Genomic DNA, 1,559 nt, shown 5'->3' with positions numbered 1-1,559 from the left:
TCGCCGCTACTACGGCCTCTTCGGGCTCGACGCCGCGCTCGACGAGCCACTCGATCTCGTATCCGAAAAGGCCGTGCATGGAGTCTGTGCCGAGGGCGAAGCGCAGGCCCGCCGCGCGGATCTCCAAGAAGGTGCCCTCGATGGTTTCCCGCACCCTTCTTACCCTCTCGACGATCTCGGCGTTGCCGGCATCACCGGCCTCTATCCCGGAAGGATGGAAAGTGATGGAGTTCGTCAACACGAGCCGGGTGCCTCGGGCGAAAATTGCCTCGATGTTCCGGCTTGTCAGGAGGCCACCGTGCTCTATCGAGTCCACGCCCTCGTCGACGCAAATGTCGACCCCCTCTCCGCCGTGGGCGTGGGCCGCCACCGTGGCACCCGCCCGGTGCGCCTCCTCGACCGTGGCTCGGATCTCCTCCCGCGAGTAGTGGTGCGCGTCGATAGCCGCCTCGGGGTTGGAGACACCCCCGGTGGCGAAGATCTTGATGTGGTCCGCGCCGTCCCTCAGGTTCTCGCGGACGGCGATGCGCAAGCCTTCGGGTCCATCCGCCACGCCAAGCGCAGCGCCGTGGCCGTGCGTGGCGCTGAGGGCTTTGCCGGCGACGAGCATGCGCGGCCCGGGCAAATCTCCCTGGTTCACCGCCCGCTTGAACTCGAAGTCGATCCCTGCGATCTCTCCCATCACCCGGATCGTGGTGACGCCGGAATGAAGCACTCTTCTCATGTTCTCGACGCCCCGGAGCGCCTGTCGCACCGGTGGCGACCGCAACTGGCCGTGCTGATCTCCCTCGCCGGGACGCACCGTGATGTGGGTGTGCGCGTCCACAAAGCCGGGCAGGAGCGTGGCGCCCCCGAGGTCGAGCACGTCGTCCGCGTGGCCGCGAAGCTCGCCCTCCGCCCCTACGGCAACCAGGCGATCCCCCTCCAGAAGCAGCGCAGTGCCGGACCGGTAGCCCGAGCCGGTACCATCGATAACCCCCGCGCCGCGCACAAGCGTCTTCATCGCGTCCCCTCCCCGTCGATCCGCGGCCATCGCCCGAGGATTGTTGCACAACACCGGCTCAGTCGCGCCCGGCAAGGGGCCGGCATGACATGTGTATCGAAACGCACGATTGCCGTAGAGTATGCAAGGGCATGTTGGGAGACCTAAGGGAGGAGTACCCGTGGAAGCGAGCGCGCAAGTAAGCACGCCGGAAGCCGCCAGGAAGGCGGTAACCGCCGGAGCAATAGGCAACTTTATCGAGTGGTACGACTTCGCGGTCTATGGCTATTTCGCTACCATCATAGCCACGCAGTTCTTTCCTTCGGAGAACCGGGTGGCGTCGCTGCTCGCGACGTTCGCGGTCTTCGCGGTAGCCTTCTTCATGCGGCCTTTGGGCGCCTTCGTGTTCGGGTCTTTCGGGGACAGGATCGGCCGCAGGACCACGCTCGCCGCGGCCGTGATCCTGATGGGCGTCTCAACGCTCATGATCGGGGTGCTCCCGACCTACTCCCAGGTAGGCGTCCTCGCCCCGATCCTGTTGGTCGTCGCACGTCTCCTGCAGGGCTTCTCCGCGGGC

General features: G+C 66.2%; 2 protein-coding genes. One reads left to right on the top strand and one right to left on the bottom strand.

Annotated features, from left to right (window positions below):
• On the bottom strand, positions 1–1,003 hold a 1,003-nt coding region (locus tag QZX79_RS17170), incomplete at its 3' end, for an amidohydrolase family protein (protein ID WP_294570234.1).
• Between the two features lie 160 nt (positions 1,004–1,163).
• Between QZX79_RS17170 and QZX79_RS17165 the strand changes: the two genes are divergently transcribed.
• Positions 1,164–1,559: MFS transporter (locus QZX79_RS17165; protein ID WP_294570231.1), on the top strand; the 396-nt coding region annotated here is incomplete at its 3' end.

This window comes from uncultured Arthrobacter sp., assembly GCF_902805515.1.
GTDB lineage: Bacteria > Actinomycetota > Actinomycetes > Actinomycetales > Micrococcaceae > Arthrobacter_D.
Note: the sequence above shows the minus strand (reverse complement) of the source record. Positions and strands in the feature narration are given on the sequence as shown.